The following is a 23,564-nucleotide window of genomic DNA, read 5'->3' as shown; positions in this document are numbered from 1 at the left end:
GATGGCCGCAGAAACCGCCGAGGCCCTGACGAATGGAGGCGCCGATCAGCGCCCCCGCCACGTTGCGATCATCATGGATGGAAATGGCCGTTGGGCGACGGAACGGGGCTGGCCCCGGCTGGTCGGCCACCGCCGCGGGGCCGAACGGGTCAAGCAGATCGTCCGCGCCTGTCCCGATCTGGGCGTGAACTGGCTGACTGTTTACGCCTTTTCCACCGAAAACTGGAAGCGTTCGACCGAAGAAGTCCTTGGTCTGATGAAGATTTTTCGCCGCTATATCGAACGCGAGGCCGAGGGGATGGCGGCCGAGGGCGTCAGATTGCGCTTTATCGGCGGGCGCGAAATGCTGGACCCGAAATTGCAGGCGCTGATGGCTTCGATCGAGGCGCGGACGGCGGGAAATTCCCGGCTGAACCTGACTGTTGCGATCAACTATGGCGGCCGGGACGAGCTGACCCGCGCGGCGACACGTCTGGGCCAGAAAATCGCCAGCGGCGAGATCGTGAAACCGACCGAAAAGGATCTGGCGGCCTGTCTGGACACGGCGGGCCACCCGGATCCCGATCTTGTGATCCGCACCTCGGGTGAGACTCGGACCTCGAATTTCCTGCCTTGGCAGACTGCTTATTCGGAATACGAGTTCGCCCAGACCCTTTGGCCCGATTTCACGCCTGACCATCTGGCCCGGATCCTTGACCGCTTTGGAATGCGCGACCGCCGCTTTGGGGGCGTATGACGGGCAACGGGCAAGCATCCCGGCCTGCGGGGAAATGGACCGACCTGTCACGCCGCATCGCCTCGACCGTGGTGCTGGTGGGGATCGGCGTGTTGCTGGCGGTAGCTACGGGAATCTGGCTGCGGCTGGGGATGGCGCTGGTCGCGGCGATCACCTTTTGGGAACTGGCCTGCATGACTGGCTGGCGGCACCCTGAAATGCATGCCGGGCTGTTCGGAACATGGCGGCCGCTGGCGCTGGCCGCCATTGCGGGGCTGTCGCAATTCGCGGCGTTGATCAGCTATCATCCGCTGTCATGGCTGCTGCTGCTGGTGCCGATTCTGGCCGGGCTGCCGGGGGCTGCGTCGCGCGACCGCGTGACCTATGCGGCGTTCGGCGCGGCGATCCTGCTGGTCGTCTATGGCCTTGTCGGCTTTCGCGAGGAGGCGGGGCTGGGATTCGTTCTGTGGCTGATGGGTGTGGTCATCATCTCTGACACGGCGGGCTATTTTCTGGGCAGGCTGATCGGCGGGCCGAAATTCTGGCCTTCGCTCAGCCCCAAGAAGACGTGGTCCGGCACGGTTGCGGGCTGGGTTGGCGCAGGACTGCTGGGGCTGGCCCTTTGGCTGACCGGACGCGGCGATGCCACGCTGATCTGGCTTTCACCGCTGGTCTGTTTTGCCGGGCAGATGGGCGATATCGCCGAAAGCTGGCTAAAGCGGCGGGCCGGGGTCAAGGACAGTTCCAACCTCATTCCGGGGCATGGCGGCTTCATGGACCGCTTTGACGCCGTGACCGGTGCCGTGCTGGCAACGATGCTGTTTGGTGCCCTGTTCGTCCTGCCGGTGGTGGTCTAGGCGATGCGGCGCATCTCGATCTTCGGGGCGACCGGTTCGGTCGGGGGGAATTGCGTCGATCTGATCCGTCGCGCGGGCGGGGCCGGGGCCTTTCGTATCGTCGCGCTGACCGGCGGACGCAATATCGCGGCTCTGGCGCAGATGGCGCGCGAATTGCGGGCTGAAATCGCCGTGACCGCCTGTCCCGATCTGCTGGACGATTTGCGCGAGGCGTTGGCGGGCAGCGGGGTCGAGACGGCGGCAGGGCAAGCAGCGCTGGTCGAGGCCGCTGCGCGTCCTGCGGATTGGATTCTGTCGGCGATTGTCGGTTCTGCCGGGCTGGCGCCGGGTCTGACGGCGCTGGCACAGGGCGGTACGCTGGCGCTGGCCAACAAGGAATCGCTGGTTTGCGCCGGTCCGTTGATCCGCGCGCAAGCGGCACACAGCGGGGCGACAATTCTGCCGGTCGATTCTGAACATTCCGCTATTTTTCAGGCGCTTGGCCAGGAAAAACTGGAATCCGTCAAGGATGTGACCATCACTGCGTCCGGGGGGGCGTTCCGCGACTGGCCGCTGGAACGTCTGGCCGCCGCAACCGTCGCCGAGGCATCGACCCACCCGAACTGGGCCATGGGCCAGCGGATCACCATCGACAGCGCGTCGATGTTCAACAAGGCAATGGAAGTCATAGAAACACATGAATTTTTCGGCCTTTCCGAAGGTAAAATCAAGGTTCTGGTTCATCCGGAATCGATCATTCATGCGATGGTAAGTCACGTGGATGGCGGCACGATCGCGCATCTGGGCGCGCCCGACATGCGACACGCCATCGGCTTTGCGCTGAACTGGCCCCAGCGTGCGGCCCTGCCGGTCGCCCCGCTGGATCTGGCAGCACTTGGCAGTCTGACTTTCCGCCAGCCGGATGAGGTCCGCTGGCCCGCTCTGCGCCTTGCGCGCGAGGTAATGGCGGCGGGCGGCATGGCGGGGGCGGTGTTCAACGCGGCCAAGGAACAGGCGCTGGACGACTTTATTTCCGGGCGCACAGGGTTTACGCAGATGGCATCCAAAGTCGAGGCGGCGCTGTCCGCCTTGTCGGGGCAGGCAGGTTTCTGCGATGATCCCCGCGATCTGGATGCCGTCCTGCACTGGGACCGCGCCGCAAGACAGGAGGCCGCTGCATGACCGACCTGATCCCGCAATTTGGCGGAACGCTGTGGACGCTGGCGGCCTTTGTCGTGGCGCTGTCGGTGATCGTGACGGTTCACGAATACGGCCATTACATCATTGGCCGCCTGTCCGGCATCAAGCCCGAGGTGTTCTCGGTCGGGTTCGGGCCGCGGCTTCTTGCCTGGCGCGACCGGCGCGGAACGCTGTGGCAGATCGCGGCGCTGCCTCTGGGCGGCTATGTGCGGTTTCTGGGCGATGCAAATGCCGCCAGCGCCGGGCCGGGCAGGCCGGTCGATCCGGCCCAGCTGCGCCGGACGCTGACCGGCGCGCCGCTTTGGGCGCGGTTCTCGACGCTGCTGGCCGGCCCGGTCTTCAATTTCATCCTGTCGATCCTGATCTTCGGCGGTTTTGCGTTGTTGCAGGGGGTGCCTACCGATCATGTTCAGGTCGGGCGTATCGCCTCTGCACCGCCCGGCGTGGTGAACGAGCTTCGGCCCGGCGATCAGGTTCTGGCCATCGGCGGGCACAAGATCGAAAGCTGGGGCGATATCGGTCGCGCGGCGCAGGATTTGCCGCCTGCGCCGCAGCAGGACTGGCTGGTGCAGCGCGACGGCGTCGAGATGTCGGTCGCGGGGCCTGATCCGATGCCCGCACGGATCAGCGGCGTCGCCCCGCGCAGCGCGGCGGCGGATGCCGGGCTGAGGGGCGGCGATGTGGTTGTCGCGATCGGGGGGCAGCCGATCACCCGCTTTTCCCAGATGCGCGACATGGTCGAGGCCGCCGATGGCAAGCCGCTTGAGATGCAGGTCTGGCGTCAGGACAGCGGCGTTTCGTCCTATGCGCTGATCCCCAAGATGCAGGATCTGCCGGTGGCCGATGGCGGTTTCGAAAAGCGCTGGCTGATCGGTGTCACCGGTGGCGAAAGCTATTTCGAACCCGCGACGCGCCGTGCCGGCCTGCTGGAATCGCTGTGGCTGGGTGTGACCCAGACCTGGGGAATCATCGCCTCGTCGCTGACGGGCATGTGGGCGATGATCACCGGGCAGATCGCAAGCTGCAATCTGGGCGGCGCGATCAGCATCGCCGAAAGCACCGGTCAGGCGGCCAGCGCGGGGGGAGCAGACTTCCTGTGGTGGATTGCGGTCCTGTCGGCGGCTATCGGCTTTCTGAATCTGCTGCCGATCCCGGTTCTGGATGGCGGACATCTGATGTTCTATACGTGGGAGGCCGTGACAGGCCATCCGCCGCCCGACCGGGTGCTGAACGTGCTGACAGCAATCGGGATGGCGGCGGTGCTGACTTTGATGATTTTCGGCCTTACGAACGATCTTTTCTGTCCGTAAGGGCGTTCTGCGCTTTTGACAGCGCGACGGGTTTCGGGCACAAGCTGGAACCCAAAAGAGACAGCGCGTCGGAAAGACGCTGATGCAGGTCATAAAGAGGGGCGGCGATGACACGTAGACTGGGGAAAAGCGCGGTTGCGCTGGTGACGGCACTGACCATCTCGGTGCCTGCGGGGTTGCTGCCGCTGCCGGCTGCGGCATATGTGTTCAACGATGTGCGCATCGAGGGTACGCAACGGATCGAGGCCGCGACGGTGCTGTCCTATGCCAATATCGCGCGCGGGCAAGAGGTTTCGGCGGGCGAACTGAATGACGCGGTGCAGCGCCTTCAGAACTCGGGCCTGTTCGAGACGGTCGAGGTCAACCCGCAAGGCGGCACGCTGGTCATCAAGGTCAGCGAATATCCGACGATCAACCAGATCAGCTTTGAAGGCAATCGCCGCATCAAGGATGAGCAACTGACCGAAATCGTGAAAAGCCAGGCGCGCCGGGTCTATCAGCCCAGCCAGGCGCTGACCGATGCCAGCAATATCGCTCAGGCCTATGCTGCCTCGGGGCGGCTGGCGGCGCGGGTCGATCCCCGGATCATCCGCCGCAGCGACAACCGCGTCGATCTGGTCTTTGAAATCCGCGAGGGCGACCTGACCGAGATCGAGCGCATCGGCTTTACCGGCAACCGTGCCTTTTCGGATCGCCGCTTGCGGCAGGTGCTGCAATCCAAGCAGGCCGGGATCCTGCGCCTGTTCATCAGCCGCGATACGTTCGCACCCGAACGCATTCCGCTGGACGAACAGTTGCTGACCGATTTCTATCGTTCGCGCGGCTATGCGGATTTCAAGGTGCAGGGCATCGCCTCTGAAGTCGCGCGCGAACGTGATGCGTTCTATATCACCTTCAACATCCAGGAAGGCCCGCGTTACCGCTTTGCCGATGTGACGACGATTTCGGAAATTCCGGGCGTGGACGCGGCGGCCTTTGCGGCGCAGAACCGGGTGCGGGCGGGCGAGGTCTATAACCCTGCCGTCATCGACAACACCATCCGCCGGATGGAGACCGTCGCCATCCAGCAGGGTCTGGATTTCGTCAATATCGAACCGCGTGTCACCCGCAATCCTCAGAACCAGACGCTGAACCTGACCTTTGCGTTGACCCGCGGGCCGCGGGTTTTCGTCGAACGGATCGACATCGAGGGCAACACGACGACGCTGGACGAGGTGATCCGCCGACAGTTCACCTCGGTCGAGGGTGATCCCTTCAACCCGCGCGAAATCCGCAATTCGGCTGAACGCATCCGCGCACTTGGCTATTTCGCGGATGCGCAGGTCAATACGCGGCAGGGCACCGGCGAGGATCAGGTGATCGTCGATGTGAATGTCGAGGAACAGCCTACCGGCTCGCTGTCTTTCGGCGCGTCTTATGGCGTCAATGCGGGCATCGGGCTGAACGCATCGCTGACCGAAAGCAATTTTCTGGGACGCGGCCAGACGGTCGGGCTGACGATTTCGACGACCAGCGACGACCGGCAATTGTCGTTCAACTTTGCCGAGCCGTATTTCCTTGGCCGCGACCTGCGCTTTGGTTTCAATGTCTGGTACCAGAAAACCCAGAACTCGAATTCCGATTACGACACCGATTCCGCCGGAATCAGCCCGTCGATCGAGTTTCCGCTGTCGCAGAATGGCAGGGTGGCGCTGCAATACCGTTTTGCCCGCGACAAGCTGAGCGGCCTGAACGACGGCAGTTCTGACATCCTGAAGCGGGAAGAGGGCAGCCGCTACAGCTCGGGTCTGGGCTATGCGTATACATGGGATTCGCGGCGGACCGGGCTTGACCCGCTGACCAGCTACAAGTTCCGCTTCGCACAGGATTTCGCGGGTCTGGGGGGCGACGTGAAAACCGTCACCACCACCGCATCGGCGGGTGTGGAAAGCAACGCCTGGTACGAAGAAGTCACCCTGCGCGCCGAGGTCGAGGCAGGCGCGGTCCATACCTATGGCGATTATTCCAACTGGATCCTCGACCGGTTCCGGGCGGGCAACAAGGTGCGCGGGTTCCACCCCAACGGCATCGGTCCGCGCGACCGCGAGGCCGAGAACGAGGACGGGTTGGGCGGCGACTACTATTGGGCCGCCCGCGCCGAAGCGCAATTCCCGCTGGGTCTGCCGGAAGAATACGGCATCATGGGCGGAGTTTTCGCCGATGTCGGCTCGATCTGGGGGCTTGACGACCGGGTGGGGACGAATGGCGTGCTGGTGGATGACGGCATGCATGTTCGCGCGGCGGTCGGGGCCTCGATCTTCTGGGATACGCCCATCGGTCCGCTGCGCTTCAATTTCTCGCGCGCGATTCGCAAGGAAGATTATGACGAGACGCAGAATTTCGACCTGACCATCTCGACGAATTTCTGATGCGTCGCTGCCTTTCCGCGTTGCTGGTCGCGGCATTCGCGGCATTCGCGGCCTGCCCGGCTGTGGCCCAACAGGCGCAGACGGAGGGCGCGGCTGTTGTTGCCGCCGCGCCGATCCTGACGGTCGATCTGAATCAGCTTTTCGCGCGTTCGGCCTGGGGCACGCGTGCGCAGGCGGAACTGGAAGCCGAGGGCCGCAAGATCGCCGCCGATCACGAACGCATCGCCGCGCAATTATCCGAAGAAGAGGCGCGGCTGACCGAACAGCGCAAGACGCTGGACCCGGCCGATTTTCGCAAGCTGGCCGAGGCATTCGACGTTCGCGCGACCGAAATCCGCCGGGCGCGGGCGCAGGTCGTCGATGACCTGAACGCGCGGGTCGAGGCGGATCGCGCCGCCTTTTATCAGGCTGCGCTGCCGGTGATGGCCGAAGTCATGCGCGAAAGGAATGCGGTCGCGGTGCTTGAGCGCCGGACCGTTTTCGTGTCGCTGGATGCCATCGACATCACCGATGCGCTGATCGAAAGGCTGGACGAGACCATCGGCGAGGGGCCTGCCGAAACGGGCGCGGGGCCTTCGGACACAGCCCCCGCCATTCCGGCACCTGCCGCGCCCGAAGCTCCGGCGAATTAGCCGTCAGCGGCGGCGGTCGCGGCGCGAGCTCATCGGCTGGAAAGCCACGCTGACATGGGTTTCGCAATAGGGCTTGCCGGGCTGACTGGGCAGGCCGCAGAACCAGAACCGGTCCGTTGCCGGGTCGCCGATGGGCCATTTGCACGTCCGCTCGGTCAGTTCCATCAGCGACAACTTGCGCGATTTCTTTTCGATCTCGCGGGCCGTGGCCAGCGTTTCGGGGCTGATTTCATTGGCCGAGGGTTGCGGGGGCAGGGGCTGGCCCGCAGGCACGATCTGACGGCGCGGTGCCGGCGAAAAGGCGGGCTGGGTCGCGGGTTCCTCGGGTGCGGCGGGTTCCGCCCGTGCCTCGACCGGCTCGGCGGCGGGTTGGGGTTTGGTCGCCGCCGGTTTCTTTTCCGGCTTTTTTTCGGCAGCGGGTGCCGTCGTGGCGGCGGCCTGTTCCGGCTCTTCGCTGCGGTTCGACAGGCCCAGACGGTGCACCTTGCCGATCACCGCGTTGCGGGTCACACCGCCCAGTTCCTTGGCGATGGCACTGGCCGACTGACCCTCGCCCCACATACGCTTGAGCGTTTCGACGCGTTCATCCGTCCAGGACATGGTTGCCTTTCCGGGCAAGCCCGACCGGCCGCCCCATCTTGAAACCTGCGATTGACCCCGTCACAAACGGGATGCCGAGATTTAGCCGCTGAGACGCAGAAGTTCAAGGACCGCAAGCATGGACCGATTGACAATGACTGACAGCCCCGCCATGGGCGTGCGCCGCTTTGGCCGGGTAAACTGGCTGGGGCTAAGGACGCTGGCCCGGCGCGAGGTGATGCGTTTCATGGCCGTGTGGCAGCAGACGATATTCGCGCCGCTGATGACGGCGGCGCTGTTCGTGCTGGTCTTTGCGCTGGCACTGGGGCAGGGGCGCGGCGATGTGATGGGCTTGCCCTATCTGCAATTTCTGGGTCCGGGCATTCTGATGATGACGGTGATCCAGAACGCCTTTGCCAATACCTCCAGCTCGATCACCTCGGCCAAGGTGACGGGAAATATCGTCGATACGCTGATGCCGCCCCTGTCTCCGGGCGAGCTGCTGGCCGGTTATCTGTGCGGTTCGGTCGTGCGGGCGGGGCTGGTTGCCGTGGTGATCGGAACCGGCATGGTCTTTGTGACCGGCGCGGGCATCGCGCATCCGCTGGCGGCGCTGGTCTTTGTGCTGCTGGCGGCATTGCTGCTGGGGGGGCTGGGCATTCTGGCCGGGATTCTGGCGCAGAAATTCGACCAGATGGCGGCGATCTCGAATTTCGTGATCACCCCGCTGTCCTTTCTGTCGGGCACCTTCTATTCGGTGCAGGCCCTGCCCGAACCCTTTCGCAGCCTGTCGCACTGGAACCCGATCTTTTATCTGATCGACGGGGCGCGCTATGGCGTCACCGGGGTCAGCGACGCGCCGCCCTTGCGTGGATTGCTGATCTGCGTGCTGGTGGTCGCGGTGGTGCTGTATGTTGCGTGGCGCTGGCTGAAATCGGGATACCGGATGAAAGCGTGATTGCGCGGGCCGCGAAACCGCGCTATGGGAAGGTCATGATCGACCGGACCGCCATATTCGCCCGTCCCCGACGTTGACGCAAAGTCACCGTCCGATCGCGCCTGCCTGTCAAAATCTGTTCTGCCAATCGGGGAATCCGCCATGATTTCGCACGTTCTGCCGACCTATAATCGCGCACCCATCGCCTTTGAGAGGGGCGAGGGGGCCTGGGCCATTGCCACGGACGGCACCCGATATCTGGACCTCGGTGCCGGGATCGCGGTGAATGTGCTGGGTCATGCCAATCCCGATCTGGTCGCGGCGCTGACCGGACAGGCGGGCCGGATCTGGCATGTGTCGAACCTGTACCAGATCCCGGAACAGGAAAGGCTGGCCGATCTGCTGGTCGAACATACCTTTGCCGATACGGCGTTCTTTACCAATTCCGGCACCGAAGCCGCCGAACTGGCGATCAAGATGGCGCGCAAATACTGGCATCATGCCGGGCAGGCGCGGATCGAAATCCTGACATTCGAGGGCGCGTTTCACGGCCGCTCGACCGGGGCGATCGCGGCTGTGGGCAGTGCCAAGATGACCGAGGGGTTTGGCCCGCTGATGCCGGGCTTCCGGCAATTGCCCTGGGGCGATATCGAAGCGCTGAAAGCGGCGATCAGCGACAAGACCGCCGCCGTCATGCTTGAGCCCTTGCAGGGCGAAGGCGGCATCCGCCCGCTGCCCGACGCCGACCTGCGCGAGATTCGCGCGCTTTGCGATCAGACCGGCGCGCTGCTGATCCTGGACGAGGTGCAATGCGGCATGGGCCGGACGGGGCGGCTGTTTGCGCATGAACATGCTGGTATCCGCCCCGACATCATGATGGTCGCCAAGGGCATTGGCGGCGGCTTTCCCCTTGGCGCGGTGCTGGCCACGGAAAAGGCGGCGGCGGGGATGGTTGCCGGGACGCACGGATCCACCTATGGCGGCAATCCGCTGGCCTGTGCGGTTGGCGCGCGGGTCATGGAGATCGTCTCTGACCCGGCCTTTCTGGCCGAGGTGAACCGCAAGGCGGGGCTGTTCCGGCAAAAACTGGAGGGGCTGGTCGCCGCCCATCCCGGCGTTTTCGAAGGGGTGCGCGGGCAGGGGCTGATGCTGGGCCTGAAATGCAAGGCGGTGGCGGGCGATCTGGTCAAGGCGGGCTATGCGCAGCATGTCCTGACCGTGCTGGCTGCTGACAATACTGTGCGTCTGTTGCCGCCCCTGAACATCCCGGATGAGGAGATTGCCGAAGCGGTGGTGCGGCTGGACCACGCGGCGGATAGTCTGGGCGGCTGAGCGCCACGAGAGGGGGCAAGCCTTTGCGACCCCATCGAGGGGTCGCAAAGGCTGGGGGGCCAAGCCCCCCCTTGACCTTCGTACCACAACGCGGCTTGCTGGCCCGAAACGCCGAAAGACAAGCAGATGAAACATTTTCTCGATATCCACACCACGGCCAAGGACGATCTGCGGTCGATCATCGATCAGGCGCGGGCCATGAAGACCGCGCGCAACGGGCGACCGCGCGGCTGCCCGGATGACGATCTGCCGCTGGCCGGGCGCATGGTTGCGCTGATCTTTGAAAAACCATCGACCCGCACGCGTGTCAGCTTTGACGTGGGCGTGCGGCAGATGGGCGGGCAGACCATGGTTCTGTCGGGCAGCGAGATGCAGCTTGGCCATGGCGAGACCATCGCCGACACCGCCCGCGTTCTGTCGCGCTATGTCGATCTGATCATGATCCGCACCTTTGAAGAGGCCACTCTGCAAGAAATGGCAGAATATGCCGATGTGCCGGTCATCAACGGGCTGACCAACCGCACCCATCCCTGTCAGATCATGGCCGATGTCATGACCTTCGAGGAACATCGCGGGCCTATTGCCGGGCGCAAGGTGGTCTGGGTGGGCGATGGCAACAATGTCTGCGCCAGCGTCATCCACGGTGCCGGACAGTTCGGATATGATTTCACCTTTACTGGTCCGCAGCCGCTGGACCCGGAACCCGAGGCGCTGGATTTCGCCCGCGCGCAGGGTGTCGGCGTCACCATCGAACGCGACCCGATGAGGGCGGTTTCGGGGGCCGATCTGGTCTTTGCCGATACATGGGTCAGCATGCATGACCCGCAATCCGCGAAAGAGCGCCGCCACAACCAGTTGCGCGGCTATCAGGTGAACGAGGCGCTGATGGCTTGTGCCAAACCCGATTCGTTGTTCATGCATTGCCTGCCCGCCCATCGCGAGGATGAGGTGACAAGTGCCGTCATGGACGGCCCGCATTCGGTGATCTGGGACGAGGCGGAAAACCGCATGCACGCGCAAAAGGCCGTCATGCGCTGGTGCCTTGGCGTCTGATCCCGCGCGCGGGCCGTTCCGCCGCCGCCACCCGTTACCGCCTCTGGTCGCCAACCGGCCCGGACATCGGCGGCATGGGGGAAATGCGCACAAGCCTTTGTCTTGACTTGACGGCGGCGACTGCGCACCATGTATGCACCTATCTTGGTGACAGGCAGAGTGGAGGGTTTCATGAATATCGACCTCACGCGCCGCAGCTTTCTGAGGCTGGCGGGGGCGGGGGTTGCGGCGACTTCGCTGGGGGCGATGGGCTTTGGCGAGGCAGAGGCGGCAGAGGCGGCCCAGGTCCGGGCCTTCAAGCTGGTCGCAACGACGGAAACGCGCAACACCTGTACCTATTGCTCGGTCGCCTGCGGGATCATCATGTATTCCAAGGGCGATCTGAAGGCCGGCGAAAAGGCCGAGCTGATCCATATCGAGGGCGACGCCGACCACCCGACCAATCGCGGCACGCTGTGCCCGAAAGGGGCCGCGCTGAAGAACACCGTCCTCGCGCCGACGCGTCTGACCCAACCGCGCTATCGCGCCGCCGGCGCGACCGAGTTTCAGGACGTCACCTGGGACGAGGCGCTGGACCGGATCGCCCGCGCGATCAAGGACGACCGCGACGCCAATCTGGTCACGACCGACAAGGACGGCGTCGAGGTGAACCGCTGGACCACGGCGGGTTTTCTTGCCGCATCGGCCACGACGAACGAAACCGCATGGACCACCTACAAGGTCGTGCGGTCGATGGGGATCGTCGGTTTCGACAATCAGGCGCGCGTTTGACACGGACCCACGGTGGCCAGTCTGGCCCCAACGTTCGGTCGCGGCGCAATGACGAATGCTTGGACTGACATCAAGAATACCGACCTTGTGATCATCATGGGCGGCAACGCCGCCGAGGCCCATCCCTGCGGCTTCAAATGGGTGACAGAGGCCAAGGCCCGGCGCGGCGCAAAGCTGATCGTGGTTGATCCGCGGTTCAACCGCACGGCGGCGGTTTCGGATTTCTATGCGCCGATCCGACCGGGCAGCGACATCGCCTTCCTGATGGGCGCGATCCGCTGGATGATCGAGAACGACAAGGTGCAGTGGGAATATGTCCGCAACTACACCAATGCCGCCTTCCTGGTGAAGGACGGCTTTGGCTGGTCGGACGGCATGTTCAACGGCTATGACGCGGAAACGCGGTCTTATGACATGGCGGAATGGGACTACAAGATCGGCGAGGACGGCTTTGCCGAGATCGACCCGTCCCTGACCGACCCGCGTTGCGTGTGGAACCTGCTCAAGGCGCATGTCGATGTCTACACGCCCGAGATGGTCGAACGGATCTGCGGCACGCCGAAGGACAAGTTCCTGAAAATCTGCGAGATGATCGGCGAATGCAGCGCGCCCGACAAGGTCATGACCTCGATGTACGCGCTTGGCTGGACGCAGCATTCCAAGGGTAGCCAGAACATCCGCGGTATGGCGATGTTGCAGTTGATCCTTGGCAATATCGGGATGCGGGGCGGCGGAATGAACGCGCTGCGCGGCCATTCCAACATTCAGGGTCTGACCGATCTGGGGCTGATGTCGAATTTGATCCCCGGCTATTTGACCATCCCGACGACGAAGGAACCCGATTACGCGACCTATATCTCGACCCGCGATTACAAGCCGCTGCGTCCGAACCAGACGAGTTACTGGCAGAATTACAACAAGTTCTTCGTCAGCTTCATGAAGGCGATGTGGGGCGATGCGGCTACGGCGCAGAATGACTGGGCCTATCGCTATCTGCCCAAGCTGGACGTGCCGACCTATGATGTCTTGCGCATGTTCGACATGATGGCCAAGGGCGAGGTGAACCTGTATTTCTGTCAGGGCTTCAACCCGCTTCTGGCCTTTCCGAACCGCGCCAAGCTGACCGAGGCGCTGTCGAAGCTGAAACTGCTGGTCGTCATGGACCCGCTGGAGACCGAGACCGCGCAATTCTGGAAGAACCACGGCGAATATAACGAGGTGGACAGCGCCAGTATCCAGACCGAGGTGCTGGAACTGCCGACCACCTGCTTTGCCGAGGACGAGGGCGCGCTGGTCAATTCGGGCCGCTGGCTGCAATGGCACTGGCCGGGGGCGACGCCTCCGGGCGAGGCAAGGCGCGACAACTGGATCATGGCGCAGATCCATCGCCGGGTGCGGGCGCTGTACGAAAAGGAAGGCGGCGCCTTCCCCGACCCGATCCTGAACCTGACCTGGGATTATGCCGATCCCGACGAGCCGACGGCCGAGGAACTTGCGCGCGAGATGAACGGTCGCGCGCTGGCGCCGGTCTATGATCCCAAGGATCCGACCAAGGTTGTGACCGAACAGGGCAAGCAATTGCTGAACTTCACGCAATTGCGCGACGACGGCTCGACCATGTGCGGCTGCTGGATCTTTTCGGGCTGCTGGAACGAAGAGGGCAACAACATGGCACGGCGGGACAACAGCGATCCCGACGATGCCGGCATGTTCCTGAACTGGTCCTTTGCCTGGCCGCTGAACCGGCGGATCCTGTATAATCGCGCCTCGGCCGACATGCAGGGCAACCCTTGGGATCCCGATCGCAGGCTGATCGCCTGGAACGGCGAGAAATGGGAAGGTTATGACGTGCCCGATATCGGCGTCACGTCCAAACCCGACGAGGTCATGCCCTTCATCATGAACCCCGAAGGCTCATCGCGGCTGTTCACCCGCAAGATGATGCGGGATGGGCCGTTCCCGACGCATATGGAGCCGTTCGAAAGCCCCATCGCCAATGCGCTGAACCCCGAGATGCGGGGCAATCCGGCGGCGCGGATATTCGACAACGATCTGGCCGATCTGGGCGACAGTTCCGAATATCCCTATGTCGGCACGTCCTATCGGCTGACCGAGCATTTCCATTACTGGACCAAGCACAACCCGGTGAATGCCGCGTTGCAGCCCCAGAACTTCGTCGAAATCAGCGAGGAACTGGCCGCGGAAAAGGGCATCCGCAACGGTGGCCGGGTGCGCGTCTGGGGCAAAAGGGGCGAGATCTGGGCCAAGGCCGTGGTGACGAAGCGCATCCGGCCGCTGACCTGCGACGGCAAAAGCGTCCATGTCGTCGGCATTCCGCTGCACTGGGGCTTTACCGGCGCGGCGAAAAAGGGCTGGGGGCCGAACACGCTGACCCCCTTCGTGGGTGACGCGAATATCCAGACGCCGGAATACAAGGCGTTTCTGGTCAATATCGAACCCGCAGCAGAGGAGCCGGTGGCATGACCGAGACAGCCCCTCAACCGACAACGGCGCTGGCCAATCCCCCGGTTCAGCCGCTGGATCTGAACCTTCTGCCGGGCGATGTCGTCCGCGCCTCGGCCACCCCCGACCTGCCCGCGCCCTCGCGGCAGCTCGATAAGGTGGCCAAGCTGGTCGATATTTCCAAATGCATCGGCTGCAAGGCCTGCCAGTCGGCCTGCGTGGAATGGAACGACACCCATCCCGAGATCGGCAGCAATGTCGGCAATTATGAAAACCCGCACGACCTGACGCCCGAAATGTTCACCCTGATGCGTTTCGACGAATGGGTAAACCCGGCGACCAACGATCTGGAATGGCTGATCCGCAAGGATGGCTGCATGCATTGCGAGGATCCGGGCTGTCTCAAGGCCTGCCCGGCCCCTGGCGCGATCGTGCAGTATTCCAACGGCATCGTCGATTTCATCCACGAGAACTGCATCGGTTGCGGCTATTGCGTGACCGGCTGCCCCTTTGACATTCCGCGCATCAGTCAGGTCGATCACAAAAGCTATAAATGTACGCTGTGTTCGGATCGGGTGGCGGTGGGGCAGGGGCCGGCCTGCGCCAAGGCCTGCCCGACCGAGGCGATCACCTTCGGCACCAAGGAAAGCCGCATCGCCCATGCGAATGAGCGGATCGAGGATCTGAAATCGCGTGGCTATCAGAATGCGGGATTGTACGATCCGCAGGGCGTGGGGGGCACGCATGTGATGTATGTGCTGCCCCATGCCGATCAGCCCTCGCTTTACAGCAAGCTGCCCGACGATCCGCGCATCTCGCCTGTGGTCGAAGGCTGGAAGGGCGCGACCAAGACCGCCGGCATGGCGGCGATGGGTGTGGCGGCGGCGGGGGCGCTGCTGATGGGGCTGTTCTCGCGCGGAAATCGCGTCTCGAAGGACGAAGAAACCGCAGCCGAGCGGCTGGTCGATGACGACCGGAAAGGGGCATGACCGTGAAACCGCGTTACTCGGAAACCGCCGATCACATCGAAAGCACCGAGCCGGTGCTGGTCAGCCGCTATCGTGGCGTCACCCGGTTGAACCACTGGGTGACGGCGATTTCGCTGATCCTGCTGGCGCTGTCGGGCCTGGCCTTCTTTTCGCCGCATCTGTATTTCCTGACCGGGCTGTTCGGCGGCGGACAGACGGCGCGCTGGCTGCACCCGATCCTGGGGGTGGTGCTGTTCTTCAGCTTCCTGCTGCTGTTCCTGCAAATGTGGCGGCTGAACCTGCCCCGCCCCGAGGACAGTACCTGGGTCGCCCATATCGGCGATGTCGTCACCGGGCATGAGGAACGGCTGCCTGAACTGGGCAAATACAATGCCGGGCAAAAGCTGGTTTTCTGGGCGATGACGGTGCTGATCGTGGTGCTGATCGCGTCCGGCGTGATGATCTGGCAGCAATATTTCCCCGATCTGGTCAGTATCCCCGTCCGGCGCATCGCCACTCTGGTGCATTCGCTTGCGGCGGTGGGGATCATTCTGGTCTTTATCCTGCATGTCTATGCGGCCTTCTGGGTGCGCGGCACGATCCGGGCGATGACGCGGGGCAGCGTCACCGGCGGATGGGCCTGGCGGCATCACCGTAAATGGCTGCGAGAGGTGGCTGGACGTCGGGACAGCCCTCCGGCAAAGTAACGTCGTAACGATCAAGCCCGGTGGCCGGTCCGGTCCGGAGGAGTCATGACCACAGAACTGCAACCCGACCCCTCGGTCATTGGTGGCGTCCCCAGGGCACCGCTGGCGTTCCTGCCCGATCCCGACCACCTGTTCGCAACCCGCGCAAGGCGTTTCGCCTTTCTGGCCGAAAACGGGCACCGGCTGGCCCCCTATCTGTCCTTTCTGGCGGAACTGACGCAGGTGCAGGCGCGGCTGGCGGGTGAATTGCCCGCCTTGCAACCGGTCCCGCCCGCCCGGATCGAACTGGCGCGCGAAAACCGGATGCCGCCCGTCAATCGGGCGGAACTGGCCACGGACGCGGCGTTGCATGACACGCTGACCCGGCTATGCGATGCTGCGCGGGCGTTGACCATGCCCGAACCTGCGCGGCTGGCCCTGAATGCCCTGCGCGCCGCCGATCTGGCCGACCGTCACTGGTTGCTGGAGAATGTCCTTTCCGACCGCATCCCCGAGGACAGCGCTGCCCCGCATCTGTTCACCGCCGCTGCCGTGCAGGTGCATCTGGCGCGGCTGGCGGGGGCGCTGGATGCCGCCCGGCTGGTGCCGGTCCGCACCGGCATCTGCCCGGCCTGCGGCGGACGGCCCGTCAGTTCCACGGTGATGGGCGCGCAAGGGGTCGAAAATGTCCGCTATGCCACCTGCGCCTGCTGCGCGACCCGGTGGAACGAGGTGCGGATCAAGTGCCTGTGCTGCGGTTCGACCAAGGGGATCAGTTATCGCTCGGTCGAGACGGACGATGCCGTGATCAAGGCCGAGACCTGCACCGAATGCGATTCATGGGTCAAGATCCTCTACCAGGTTCGCAATCACAGTCTGGATCCCGTGGCCGATGACGTGGCCAGTCTGGGACTGGACATGATGATGCGGGACACCCGGTTCCGCCGGGGCGGGGTGAATGCTTATCTGGCGGGTTATTGATGCCGGGCTTTCGCGCCCTTCCCTCGGTCGATCAGGTGCTGCAATCCGGAACGGGACAGGTGCTGATCGGTACGCATGGCCGGGCCATGGTGACGGCAGCAGCGCGCGCCCGGCTTGAGGCCGCGCGCGCAGCAATCCGCGAGGGGGCTGATGGCAGGTCCGAGGCCGCGCGACTGCCCGATCTGCTGGCCTCTGATCTTGCGGCTGCGGCGCGGTCCGGTCTGCGCCCGGTGCTGAACCTGACCGGCACGGTGCTGCACACCAATCTGGGTCGCGCCATTCTGGCGCCCGAGGCCATCAGCGCCGCCGCATCCGCCATGGCCGCGCCTCTGCCGCTGGAGTTTGACCTTGACGGCGGCGGGCGGGGGCAGCGTGACGACCATCTGCGCGGGCTGTTATGCGACCTGACCGGGGCCGAGGACGCCACCGTGGTCAACAACAATGCCGCCGCTGTGCTGATCGCGCTGAACACGATGGGGCAGGGGCGTGATGCCATCGTCTCGCGCGGGGAATTGATCGAGATCGGCGGTGCGTTTCGCATGCCCGACATCATGGCGCGGGCGGGCGTGCGGCTGGTCGAGGTGGGCACCACCAACCGCACCCATCCGCGCGATTATCAGCAGGCGCTGACCCCCGACACGGGGCTGATCCTCAAGGTTCACACCTCGAACTACCGGATCGAGGGCTTTACCGCGCAGGTCTCGGCGCCTCTTCTTGCCGGGATCGCCCGGACTGCCGGGGTGCCGCTGCTGAACGATCTGGGCGCAGGCTCGCTGGTCGATCTGTCGGCCTATGGGCTGCGGCGTGAACCCACCGTCTCTGAGGCGGTGGCCGAGGGTGCCGATCTGGTCACGTTTTCGGGGGACAAGCTGCTGGGCGGGCCGCAGGCGGGGTTCATTGCCGGGCGGCGCGACCTGATCGCGGCGATCAACCGCAATCCGCTGAAACGTGCCCTGCGGTTGGACAAGATCCGCATCGCCGCGTTGGAGGCGACGTTGCGCCTCTATCGCGACCCCGACCGGCTGGCCGAACGCCTGCCCACGCTGCGCCACCTGTCGCGCCCGCAGGCCGACATCGCCGCGCAGGCCGGACGCCTTGCGCCGCAGGTGTCGGTGCTGCTGGCCCCCTTTGGCTTTGCCGCCGCCCCCTGCGATTGCGCCAGTCAGATCGGATCGGGCGCGCTGCCGGTGGACACCATTCCGTCAGCGGGGTTGCGGCTGACCGGTGCGGGGGGCGATGCGCCCGAGCGGCTGTCGGCGCGGCTTCGCGCGCTGCCCCGTCCGGTGATCGGCCATATCCGCGACGGCGCGCTGATGCTGGACCTGCGCTGCCTCGATGACGACGCGGCGCTGCTGACGGCGCTGGAGGCGTTATGATCGTTGGCACGGCGGGGCATATCGACCATGGCAAGACCGCGTTGGTCAAGGCGCTGACCGGCACCGATGCCGACCGTCTGGCCGAGGAAAAGGCGCGCGGCATCACCATTGATCTGGGCTTTGCCTATGCCGATCTGGGTGGCGGTGCGATGACCGGTTTTGTCGATGTTCCGGGGCATGAACGGCTGATCCACACCATGTTGGCCGGAGCAGGCGGGATCGACATGGCGCTGTTGGTGGTGGCTGCCGATGACGGCGTGATGCCACAGACGCGCGAACATCTGGCGATCCTCGATCTTCTGGGCATCTCGCGCGGGATCGTGGCGCTGACCAAGGCCGATCTGGCGGATGGCGCGCGCCGCGAGGCGGTCGTCGCGGGCATCCGGGCGGCGCTGGCGGGTACGGGGCTGGCCGATGCGCCGGTGCTGCCGGTCTCGTCTCTGACGGGCGAGGGGATCGGGGCGCTGCGCGCCGCGCTGGCCGCGACCGAGGCCGCCACCGCCGCGCGTCAGGCGCGGGGGCCGCTGCGGCTGACCGTGGATCGCAGCTTTACCCTTTCCGGGGCGGGAACGGTGGTGACGGGAACCATCGTCGCGGGCCGGGTAGGGTTGGGCGATCAGGTGGTTGTCAGCCCTTCGGGCCTGCCCGCCCGCGTTCGCGGCATCCATGCCCAGAACCGCCCCGCGACCGAAGGGGTGACGGGGCAGCGTTGCGCGCTGAACCTTGCGGGGGATGGTGTTGCCAAGGATGCGATCCATCGCGGCGATGTCGTGTTGTCGCCCGCGCTGCATGCGCCGACCGACCGGATCGACGCCATGCTGAGGGTTCTGCCCTCGCAGCCGAAACCGGTGGATACGTGGTTTCCCGCGCGGCTGCACAGCCATGCCGCCGAGGCCGGCGCGCGGATCGTGCCGCTGGCCGGTCCCATCGCTCCCGGCAGCAGCGGTCCGGTTCAGATCGTGCTGGACCGTCCCCTTGCCGCCGCCATTGGCGACCGCTTTATCCTGCGCGACGTCTCGGCCAGCAGGACCATTGGCGGCGGCGTTTTCCTGGACCTGCGCCCACCCGCGCGCAAGCGCCGCACCCCCGAGCGGCTGGCCCTGATCGAGGCCGCGCGTCAGACGGAACCTGCCGATGCGCTGGCCGCGATGCTGGCCGTTGCGCCGGTGGATATGGGCGTCTTTGCCCGCGACCGCAGCCTGTCTCCCGATGCCGCAGCCGACGCCGCCGGGCAGGCCCGAGCGGCGCTGGCAGGCAATCTGGCCCTGTCGTCCGAGCGGCTTGACCTGCTGCGCCACGGGCTTGCCGCGACCCTGACCGCCTTTCACGAGGCCAATCCCGACCTGTCGGGACTGGGCCGAGAAAAGCTGCGCCTGTCGCTGAGCCCGCGCCTTCCCAAGCCGTCCTTTCTGGCATTTCTGGCGGACGAGGCTGCGGCAGGCCGAATCGTCCCGGACGGTGCTTTCATCCGCCTGCCGGGCCATGAGGTCCGTCTGTCGTCTGCGGACGAGGCGCTGTGGACCCGCATTCTGCCCGCCCTGACTGGCGAAACCCGGTTCCGTCCCCCGCGTGTGCGCGATTTCGCCAGCGCGTTCGGCCTTGATGAAACCGAAATTCGCCGGGTGCTGAAACTGACGCAAAAGCTGGGCCGGTGCGACCAGATCGCCCGCGACCATTTCTTCGCGCGCGAGGTTACTGCCGAGATGGTGGTGATCCTCGGCGATGTGGCGGCGGCCAGCCCTGACGGCTGGTTCACCGCCCCCGCCTTTCGCGACCGCGTCCGGAACGGCCGCAAGGTCGCCATAGAAATCCTTGACTTTTTCGACCGTCTCGGCGTGACCTTGCGCCGGGGCGATTTGCGCCGCATCAATCCGCACAGGCTGGATCTGTTCGGCGCATCTGGAAGGGAATCGTCCCCGGTGGGGCGGCCGGACTTCAAATCCGGTTGGGGCAGCGAGCCTGTCCCGGGTGGGTTCGACTCCCATTCCCTTCCGCCAGATTCGCGCGGCACAATATAGCGTATGCGCATATAAAGTCCCGGTTTTCGCATTTGACTTGAGGCTGGCCGGGCGCGCTATGCTTGGGACCGGCAGCATATCCTGTGTCAGCGGGCTAGGCGCGGCAACCCGCCCGCCGCCGGAATCTGTCAAAAGGGGGGAAATCATGAGCGATGAATTCGAGACGCTGCACTATGACATTGGCGGCGTGGAAACCGTGATCAAGGCCATTGGCCGGGGCAAGCCGGTGCTGTTCCTGCACGGGGCGGCCACATTGGAGGGGTTCGGCTTTGCCAGCGGGCTGGCCGACCGTTTCCGGATCTATTGTCCCAGCCATCCGGGGATGGGCCATTCGGGCGATGCGCCGCATATTTCGGGCATGGCGGATCTGATCGTGCATTACCTGAACCTTCTGGATGCGATGGCTTTGCCCGAAAAGCCGCATCTGATGGGCTTTTCCATGGGCGGCTGGATGGCGACCGAGCTTGCCGCCGTCGCGCGCGAGGCTTTTGACCGCGTGGTTCTGATCGCGCCCGCCGGGCTGAACGATCCCGCCCATCCGGCGACCGATCTGGCCGGCGTCGCACCGCAGGATCTGCCCGGCTATCTGGCCGATGACGTCGCGGTGGCACTGCGCTTTTTCCCCGACGGATCGGATGCCGCCTTCGCCGAACGGTTCGGCGCGGACCGGGCGCGCGAGGGGCAGGCGGTCGGCAGGCTTTGCGCGCCTTTCGGCATGGGCCATCCCAACCTGCGCCGCATGATCGCGCGGATCACCAACCCCGCGCTTGTCGTCTGGGGCAGCAGGGACCGTCTGTTGCCCGCAAGCCAATTGCCCGTCTGGGTGGCCGCCTTGCCGGATGGCCGGGCGCTGTCGGTCGAGGGGGCCGGTCATCTGGTATTGCAGGAACGCCCGCAGATTCTGACCGGGATTGGCGACTTTCTGGTCGCCTGACAGTTGAGGAGGAAAGATCATGAACAGGCACAGCAATCCGTCCTATTGGGGCGACAGCGTGGACTACAGGGAAGTTCTGGCCAAAATCGCCGAAATTGGCCCGTCACTGGAGGCGAATGCCGCCAATGACGACAAGGCCGGTGAACTGACCCCCGCGACATTCGAGGCCCTGAAACCCCTTCGTTTCTCGCATCTGCTGGCGACCGAACAGCTTGGCGGCGCGCAGATGCGCCCGACCGAGGTGCTGCAACTGATCGAGGCCGTGACCTGGTGGTCGGGCTCGGCGGGATGGGTGTCGATGGTGCATTGCTGCATCGGCGCGATGTCGGCGGCCTTTCTGCCCGACAGTGCGGTCAGCCGCCTGTTCGGGCCGGATACCGATAACCGCTTTGCCGGGCAGGGGGCCCCTCTGGGGATGCTGAAGAAGGTCGAGGGTGGATACAGGCTGAGCGGCAGGTGGAGCTATGGGTCCGGCTTCAGCTATGCCACCTGGTCGCATTCGGCCTGTTTCGTCGATGACGGCAAGGGCAAGCCCGCCACGGATGACAAGGGCGAGGTCATCGTCATGTGCGCCCATGCGCCCATCGAACAGCACGAACAGCTTGGCAACTGGGATGTGATGGGGCTGAAAGGCACCGGATCCATCGACTATTCGGCCGAGGATGTCTTTATTCCCGACGATCTGGTCTTTCCGATCCTGACAGCACCGCCCCAACGCCTGCAAGAGCTGTTCAGTCTGGGCATCGTCGGGCTGGCCTCGGTCGGGCATACCGGCTGGGCGATGGGGGCGGGTCGCCGGATGCTGGACGAAATCGCGGCCTTCGCCCGCAGCAAGTCAGGCCGCGCCGGGATGCTGGGGGAAAGTGAAAAGTTCTGGCATGATTATGGCCGCGCCGAGGCCTCTTATCGTGCTGCCCGCGCTTTTTGCATGGAGGTCTGGGGCGATATCGAGGCCACCGCCGAACAGGGTCGGCAGATGACGACGCGCCATGTCAGCCTTGTCCATCTTGCCAAATCGCAGATTCACGAGGCCGGGGTCGATCTGTGCAACTTTGCCTATCGCGCGGCGGGCGGGGCGGGGCTGCGTGCCGGGGTCATCCAGCGGACATTCCGCGACATGATGGTCGCGGCCAATCATTTCACCATCGCGCCCTCGATCGTGACTTCGGCCGGTCGCGAAATCGGAGGGCTATGGTCTGATCGCACCTGGCAGTTCTATGATCTGATAGAAAAGTGAACGTCACGATCCGGGCAGGCCGCATTCCGCCCGCCCGGACCCCAGAGCCAGAGCGAGATCCATGAACGACACCAGTTCCGTTTCCGACGCCTTCCGCGAGGCTTTCCGCTGTCACCCGGCAGGCGTTGCCGTGATCACCGCCGATCCGGGCGAAGGCCCCGTCGCGATGACGGTGTCGTCGCTGATCTCGGTCAGCAGCGCACCGCCCACGGTCGCCTTCTCGCTCTCGTCGCATTCCGGTCCGACGCCGGCGGTGCTGGCCTCGGAAACGGTGGTGATCCATCTGCTGCGCTATCCGGATCTGGAACTGGCGCGACTGGGGGCCACGCCGGGCGCCGACCGCTTCGGGCCGGGTGTCGAATGGGAACGGATGCCGACCGGAGAGCCGCGCTATACCCGCGTTGCGACATGGTTCCGCGCCCGCATCTCGGGGAGGCTGCCGGTCGAAGGCGCGACGCTGGTTGCGGCCGAATTGCTGCAAGGCGAAACGGCGGAAGGATCGAAAGCGCCCGAACTGGAATCGCTGGTCTATATGGACCGCCGCTGGCACCGCCTGCGCGAGGGTCGCGACGGCGTGGCCAGCATCATGTCGCTGGACGTCGAATCCCGCGACCTGTTCCGTTAGAATCATACGCGATCATGTTGATCCGTATCCTGCGTAGCGGATGTCATTCGCGCATTCGTCCTATACCCGGAGTCCCTGAAGATCCGAGATTTGATGGGTTGACGCCGATATGTGCGCCGATTCATGTAAGGTCATGATCCGGTCTGGTTTTCTCCCCCCTTCAGAGCGTCACGAGCTTGAGGCTTGCGTGCGTCGTCAGCGCGAGGATCATGGCGTTGCGCGTCGTGCCAATGCGATCCTGTTGCTGGATGACGGGAAGTCGTGCCAGGCCATTGCCGAGTTTCTCTACCTCGACGACGACACCATTCGCGGCTGGCACAAGACCTATCGTGAGGCTGGCTGGGATGCGCTGTCCGTCGATGGCTGGAAGGGCGGTCAGGCCCGAATGACATCTGCGCAGGAAACCGAGCTGTGCGCATGGTTGGATGGTCGCTTCTGCCGCTCTGCGGCCCCGATCATGGCCCATATCGCCGCGCAATATGGGCTGGAGTATTCGCACTCGG

19 protein-coding genes, 1 tRNA gene and 1 pseudogene are annotated in these 23,564 nt (G+C 64.7%); 20 read left to right on the top strand and 1 reads right to left on the bottom strand.

Annotation, left to right across the window (positions count from 1 at the left end):
* Position 1 precedes the first annotated feature (1 nt).
* The 6 genes from uppS (at position 2) to ACK5L9_RS03465 (ending at position 7,101) form a co-directional block, all read left to right on the top strand.
* Positions 2–736, top strand: coding sequence for a polyprenyl diphosphate synthase (gene uppS / locus ACK5L9_RS03490; protein ID WP_416910059.1), 735 nt, complete (start codon positions 2–4; stop codon positions 734–736).
* Positions 733–1,572: a phosphatidate cytidylyltransferase gene (locus ACK5L9_RS03485; protein WP_416910058.1), complete on the top strand. Its 840-nt coding sequence runs from the start codon at positions 733–735 to the stop codon at positions 1,570–1,572. The genes uppS and ACK5L9_RS03485 overlap by 4 nt, the downstream gene beginning before the upstream one ends.
* A gap of 3 nt (positions 1,573–1,575) precedes the next feature.
* Complete coding sequence (dxr, locus tag ACK5L9_RS03480) at positions 1,576–2,733, top strand: 1-deoxy-D-xylulose-5-phosphate reductoisomerase (protein WP_416910057.1); 1,158 nt, start codon at positions 1,576–1,578, stop codon at positions 2,731–2,733.
* Positions 2,730–4,061 (top strand): RIP metalloprotease RseP, encoded by a 1,332-nt coding sequence (gene rseP, locus ACK5L9_RS03475; RefSeq protein ID WP_416910056.1) that lies wholly within the window; start codon positions 2,730–2,732, stop codon positions 4,059–4,061. The genes dxr and rseP overlap by 4 nt, the downstream gene beginning before the upstream one ends.
* Before the next feature lie 107 nt (positions 4,062–4,168).
* Entirely contained in the window at positions 4,169–6,469 is a 2,301-nt protein-coding gene (gene bamA / locus ACK5L9_RS03470) for an outer membrane protein assembly factor BamA (RefSeq protein ID WP_416910055.1), read from the top strand.
* On the top strand, positions 6,469–7,101 hold the full coding sequence (locus ACK5L9_RS03465; protein ID WP_416910054.1) for an OmpH family outer membrane protein: 633 nt from the start codon (positions 6,469–6,471) through the stop codon (positions 7,099–7,101). Before bamA ends, ACK5L9_RS03465 begins: the two co-directional genes overlap by 1 nt.
* Positions 7,102–7,104: 3 nt before the next feature.
* Here ACK5L9_RS03465 and ACK5L9_RS03460 read toward each other — a convergent pair whose 3' ends face one another.
* Entirely contained in the window at positions 7,105–7,701 is a 597-nt protein-coding gene (locus ACK5L9_RS03460) for a GcrA family cell cycle regulator (RefSeq protein WP_416910053.1), read from the bottom strand.
* Positions 7,702–7,819: 118 nt separating this feature from the next.
* Between ACK5L9_RS03460 and ACK5L9_RS03455 the strand changes: the two genes are divergently transcribed.
* The 14 genes and pseudogenes from ACK5L9_RS03455 to ACK5L9_RS03390 all read left to right on the top strand — a co-directional run.
* Positions 7,820–8,638, top strand: a complete 819-nt coding sequence (locus ACK5L9_RS03455; protein WP_416910052.1) for an ABC transporter permease — start codon at positions 7,820–7,822, stop codon at positions 8,636–8,638.
* 141 nt (positions 8,639–8,779) lie between these two features.
* Positions 8,780–9,949, top strand: a complete 1,170-nt coding sequence (locus tag ACK5L9_RS03450) for an aspartate aminotransferase family protein (RefSeq protein ID WP_416910051.1) — start codon at positions 8,780–8,782, stop codon at positions 9,947–9,949.
* Between the two features lie 126 nt (positions 9,950–10,075).
* Positions 10,076–11,002 carry an ornithine carbamoyltransferase gene (gene argF / locus ACK5L9_RS03445; protein WP_416910050.1) on the top strand — a complete coding sequence of 309 codons (927 nt, stop codon included), beginning with the start codon at positions 10,076–10,078 and terminating at the stop codon, positions 11,000–11,002.
* A 171-nt stretch (positions 11,003–11,173) separates the two neighbouring features.
* Positions 11,174–14,257: a formate dehydrogenase-N subunit alpha gene (fdnG, locus tag ACK5L9_RS03440; RefSeq protein ID WP_416910049.1), complete on the top strand. Its 3,084-nt coding sequence runs from the start codon at positions 11,174–11,176 to the stop codon at positions 14,255–14,257.
* Entirely contained in the window at positions 14,254–15,225 is a 972-nt protein-coding gene (fdxH, locus tag ACK5L9_RS03435) for a formate dehydrogenase subunit beta (protein WP_416910048.1), read from the top strand. The genes fdnG and fdxH overlap by 4 nt, the downstream gene beginning before the upstream one ends.
* Positions 15,222–15,911, top strand: coding sequence for a formate dehydrogenase subunit gamma (locus ACK5L9_RS03430; protein ID WP_416910047.1), 690 nt, complete (start codon positions 15,222–15,224; stop codon positions 15,909–15,911). Before fdxH ends, ACK5L9_RS03430 begins: the two co-directional genes overlap by 4 nt.
* 45 nt (positions 15,912–15,956) lie before the next feature.
* Positions 15,957–16,871: a formate dehydrogenase accessory protein FdhE gene (gene fdhE / locus ACK5L9_RS03425; protein WP_416910046.1), complete on the top strand. Its 915-nt coding sequence runs from the start codon at positions 15,957–15,959 to the stop codon at positions 16,869–16,871.
* Entirely contained in the window at positions 16,871–18,247 is a 1,377-nt protein-coding gene (gene selA, locus ACK5L9_RS03420; RefSeq protein WP_416910045.1) for an L-seryl-tRNA(Sec) selenium transferase, read from the top strand. The genes fdhE and selA overlap by 1 nt, the downstream gene beginning before the upstream one ends.
* Positions 18,244–20,055 (top strand): annotated as a pseudogene (selB, locus tag ACK5L9_RS03415) (selenocysteine-specific translation elongation factor); the annotation flags it as partial. The gene selA and the pseudogene selB, both read left to right, overlap by 4 nt.
* Positions 20,056–20,148: 93 nt before the next feature.
* Positions 20,149–20,244 (top strand) — tRNA-Sec (locus ACK5L9_RS03410).
* 166 nt (positions 20,245–20,410) lie between these two features.
* Positions 20,411–21,199, top strand: coding sequence for an alpha/beta fold hydrolase (locus tag ACK5L9_RS03405; RefSeq protein WP_416910044.1), 789 nt, complete (start codon positions 20,411–20,413; stop codon positions 21,197–21,199).
* 19 nt (positions 21,200–21,218) lie between these two features.
* Complete coding sequence (locus ACK5L9_RS03400; protein ID WP_416910043.1) at positions 21,219–22,436, top strand: acyl-CoA dehydrogenase family protein; 1,218 nt, start codon at positions 21,219–21,221, stop codon at positions 22,434–22,436.
* Between the two features lie 61 nt (positions 22,437–22,497).
* On the top strand, positions 22,498–23,061 hold the full coding sequence (locus tag ACK5L9_RS03395) for a flavin reductase family protein (RefSeq protein ID WP_416910042.1): 564 nt from the start codon (positions 22,498–22,500) through the stop codon (positions 23,059–23,061).
* Positions 23,062–23,248: 187 nt separating this feature from the next.
* Positions 23,249–23,564 (top strand): helix-turn-helix domain-containing protein (locus ACK5L9_RS03390; RefSeq protein WP_416910041.1); only part of this gene is annotated, 316 nt, incomplete at its 3' end.

The organism is Paracoccus sp. (in: a-proteobacteria) (genome assembly GCF_047973135.1).
Taxonomy (GTDB): Bacteria; Pseudomonadota; Alphaproteobacteria; order Rhodobacterales; family Rhodobacteraceae; genus Paracoccus.
The sequence above is the reverse complement of the archived record's forward strand: the minus strand, read 5'-3'. Positions and strand labels throughout refer to the sequence as shown.

Excerpts from the sequence above, each read along its gene's own strand:
- dxr (WP_416910057.1), top strand. The coding sequence starts at position 1,576 with ATGCGGCGCATCTCGATCTTCGGGGCGACCGGTTCGGTCGGGGGGAAT.
- ACK5L9_RS03460 (WP_416910053.1), bottom strand. The coding sequence starts at position 7,701 with ATGTCCTGGACGGATGAACGCGTCGAAACGCTCAAGCGTATGTGGGGC.
- ACK5L9_RS03485 (WP_416910058.1), top strand. The coding sequence starts at position 733 with ATGACGGGCAACGGGCAAGCATCCCGGCCTGCGGGGAAATGGACCGAC.
- ACK5L9_RS03400 (WP_416910043.1), top strand. The coding sequence starts at position 21,219 with ATGAACAGGCACAGCAATCCGTCCTATTGGGGCGACAGCGTGGACTAC.
- rseP (WP_416910056.1), top strand. The coding sequence starts at position 2,730 with ATGACCGACCTGATCCCGCAATTTGGCGGAACGCTGTGGACGCTGGCG.
- fdhE (WP_416910046.1), top strand. The coding sequence starts at position 15,957 with ATGACCACAGAACTGCAACCCGACCCCTCGGTCATTGGTGGCGTCCCC.
- ACK5L9_RS03455 (WP_416910052.1), top strand. The coding sequence starts at position 7,820 with ATGGACCGATTGACAATGACTGACAGCCCCGCCATGGGCGTGCGCCGC.
- ACK5L9_RS03430 (WP_416910047.1), top strand. The coding sequence starts at position 15,222 with ATGACCGTGAAACCGCGTTACTCGGAAACCGCCGATCACATCGAAAGC.
- ACK5L9_RS03395 (WP_416910042.1), top strand. The coding sequence starts at position 22,498 with ATGAACGACACCAGTTCCGTTTCCGACGCCTTCCGCGAGGCTTTCCGC.
- argF (WP_416910050.1), top strand. The coding sequence starts at position 10,076 with ATGAAACATTTTCTCGATATCCACACCACGGCCAAGGACGATCTGCGG.
- selA (WP_416910045.1), top strand. The coding sequence starts at position 16,871 with ATGCCGGGCTTTCGCGCCCTTCCCTCGGTCGATCAGGTGCTGCAATCC.
- ACK5L9_RS03465 (WP_416910054.1), top strand. The coding sequence starts at position 6,469 with ATGCGTCGCTGCCTTTCCGCGTTGCTGGTCGCGGCATTCGCGGCATTC.
- bamA (WP_416910055.1), top strand. The coding sequence starts at position 4,169 with ATGACACGTAGACTGGGGAAAAGCGCGGTTGCGCTGGTGACGGCACTG.
- uppS (WP_416910059.1), top strand. The coding sequence starts at position 2 with ATGGCCGCAGAAACCGCCGAGGCCCTGACGAATGGAGGCGCCGATCAG.
- ACK5L9_RS03405 (WP_416910044.1), top strand. The coding sequence starts at position 20,411 with ATGAGCGATGAATTCGAGACGCTGCACTATGACATTGGCGGCGTGGAA.
- fdxH (WP_416910048.1), top strand. The coding sequence starts at position 14,254 with ATGACCGAGACAGCCCCTCAACCGACAACGGCGCTGGCCAATCCCCCG.
- ACK5L9_RS03450 (WP_416910051.1), top strand. The coding sequence starts at position 8,780 with ATGATTTCGCACGTTCTGCCGACCTATAATCGCGCACCCATCGCCTTT.